Below are 2,708 nucleotides of genomic sequence, written 5' to 3' on the forward strand. Positions count from 1 at the left end.
GGATAATAACTGCATAACCGATCCATTTCTTTAAATATTAATCAAATTGTCGCTTCACGTATCCTGATCTTTGGTCAAAATTTAATTTATAACCTGTTTTCCGCCTCCCAGGCAACCATTTTAAAAAAACACGCCCATAAAATTTTAATGGCACCGTAAATCTGCAATCCTTTGTTGAAAAACAAAAAAAGCACGTTGAGTATCTGGCCGTAAACACTGTTTGGGGTAAGAAAGAATGTTTAAGCCAGGATTTTTTTCTTATTGGTGGTATAAATTTTCTTTACACAAGCATATCGATGCTAAAAAAACGCTGTGAGGGCACACTTCTCCATTTGTCGTTTCTGTGTCTACATTTCAAAGGCCCGATTTGCTCAGGTAAAGCTCAATTGTTGAATTGAGCCCTCGATTTTTTCCCATAACTCTTTATATGGATAGTTACGATTCAACCTTAAAAACCATTGCCGGTTCATATGCATCAGACGGGCCGGAACCGCAATCAGCCACATTCGGATTGTATTGGGCTCTTCTTTAAAGCCTTCTTCATGATTGAGCCACATAAGCCAAACCATCAAGTTGTAGGCCAGGATGCATGATTGAAAGATAGCTGAATTCGCCCAAAAATCCTGGGTTAAAATACTTCCGGAGGCCATATGGTTTTTGCACCACTCAATCCAGTTCTCGCTGGTTGCCCGCTGGCCGTAATATTTGTGTGTGGCCCACGGCGACAAATCCATGTTGGTGACATAACAGAAGTATTCGTACTCAATTTTCCGGCTGTCGAAAAGACATCGATTATCCGTTTCTTCAGTATATTCGCGTATCTTGCGAATTGCTACAAATCGGCGCTTCTTTTTCCAGTCGCTACACTTATACTCAAACTCCGTTTTTTCAAAACCATCAATTTTGGGGACTTTATGCCAGTTCTGCTGTTCAAGCAGCGACACAAGCCCCTTCATCTTTACCTTGATCGTATATTGCCCCTGCCGGCTTTCAATGAAATCCAGAAGCGCGCCATTAAAAAAACCGCTGTCTGCCCGGATATCGACTTTCCATACCCGCTTGGGCAGCCTGGCAAAACATTCCTTCATAAATTCCACACTACCATTGGCAGTATAGGCATCGCCGGAGCGGAACCAATTATGAAGGCATTCTCTGGTTTCTGCGATAAAACAAAACAATGGATTATAACTTCTCTGCCCCCGTTTTTGGGGATTATAGCCTTTTTCCGCACCCTCTTGATGCCCCCAGACACCCCTGACCGAAGAGTCCATATCCAATCTCACACGGCCGAACCACTTTTTGTTCCATACCTTTTTGCGAACCTCGGCCTCGACATCAGAAAGCTCTTTACAGTGTTTCTGGTTAAACAGTTTAAAAATACGCCCAATTGTCGTATCATCCGGAAATTGTTCCCACTTGAACAGCGAACGGATCGCGCCGTCGGATCGAATGACTGCCATATGGCTCAAATGCTTAACACCTGCAATCACGCCCATTACAAGCATCATAACTGTGTCGGCCGTATCATATCGGGCTGTAGGCCCCCGGTCGATGCTAATATATTTACTTAACAGTTTGGACAGATTAAGCTTTTCACAAAAGTGACCAAAATGAACCAAGCCAGCGTTGCCTGTCAGATTTTTTTCGGTAAAATGAACATGAAATCTTCGCATTCTTATTATGCCTCCAAAATAAATTAAATTTGAAGGCTATATATCATATAAACAGTCTGATATCAATAAATTTTTTTAATCAACTGCTGATTTTAGGTTGAATTTGCAAGCAAATCACATGATATTTTTGGCTATGAGCCGGAATTCCTTGCCGGAAAAAATGTGATGGATTTCGTGCACCCCGAAGATCTGCACCGGGTACAGGAAGCATACAATGAACTTGTTTCATCAGGTGCGCCCCGTAGAATCAAGTATAGAGTCAGATGCAGGGATGGATCTTACATCTGGATTGAAACAAGGGAAACCGGGTTAAGGGATAAAAACAATAATATTCAGGGAATTGTATTCAGCTCAAGGGATATCACGGAACAAAAACGATATGAGGATGCCCTGCATCAATCCGAAAATTACTATCGCGCCATATTCGAGACCTCTGGTTCGGCAATGTTTATCATTGAAGAGGACACCACCATTTCCAATGTCAATTCCAACTTTGAAAAGCTGTCAGGATATTTAAGGCAGGAGGTCGAGGGGAAAAAATCCTGGACTGAATTTGTGCATCCCGATGATGTGGAGTGGATGAAGAAAAACCATTATTTGCGCCGGGATCATCCCGGCGCAGCCCCTTTTAATTACGAGTTCCGTTTCTTTGTCCGCAGCGGCGACTTGCGCCACGGCTATCTTAGCATCGGTATGATTGCCGGCACCACGCAAAGCGTGGTCTCTCTTGTAGATATCACCGAACGCAAAAAAATCGAGAATGCCCTGCGGGAAAGCGAGGAACGTTTCAGGACCGCGCTTGAAAATCTGCCCGGCGGAATCTTTGCCCATGATCTAAATGGACAGATATTAATTGTTAATGATCAGGCATGCAAAAATACAGGATATTCGCGCGATGAATTACTGCAAATGTCTGTATGGGAAATTGATCCCCACGCCGCCTCCCGCCGGGACCAGGACCGTTTGTGGCACAAACTTGAAACCGGGCAGTCCGCTACAATCGAATCCATTCACATCAGGAAGGACAACACGCAA

At 43.6% G+C, this 2,708-nt stretch carries 2 protein-coding genes; one reads left to right on the plus strand and one right to left on the minus strand.

The window, feature by feature from the left end; genetic code table 11:
* Nucleotides 1-371 precede the first annotated feature (371 nt).
* Nucleotides 372-1,673 carry an IS1380 family transposase gene (locus KGY70_20465; protein MBS3777579.1) on the minus strand — a complete coding sequence of 434 codons (1,302 nt, stop codon included), beginning with the start codon at nucleotides 1,671-1,673 and terminating at the stop codon, nucleotides 372-374.
* A 165-nt stretch (nucleotides 1,674-1,838) separates the two neighbouring features.
* Between KGY70_20465 and KGY70_20470 the strand changes: the two genes are divergently transcribed.
* A partial coding sequence (locus KGY70_20470; GenBank protein MBS3777580.1) for a PAS domain S-box protein occupies nucleotides 1,839-2,708 on the plus strand: 870 nt, incomplete at its 3' end.

It is taken from the genome of Bacteroidales bacterium, assembly GCA_018334875.1.
Classification (GTDB): domain Bacteria; phylum Bacteroidota; class Bacteroidia; order Bacteroidales; family UBA12077; genus JAGXLC01.

Coding starts and splice junctions, on each gene's coding strand:
- KGY70_20465 (MBS3777579.1), bottom strand. CDS start 1,673: ATGCGAAGATTTCATGTTCATTTTACCGAAAAAAATCTGACAGGCAAC.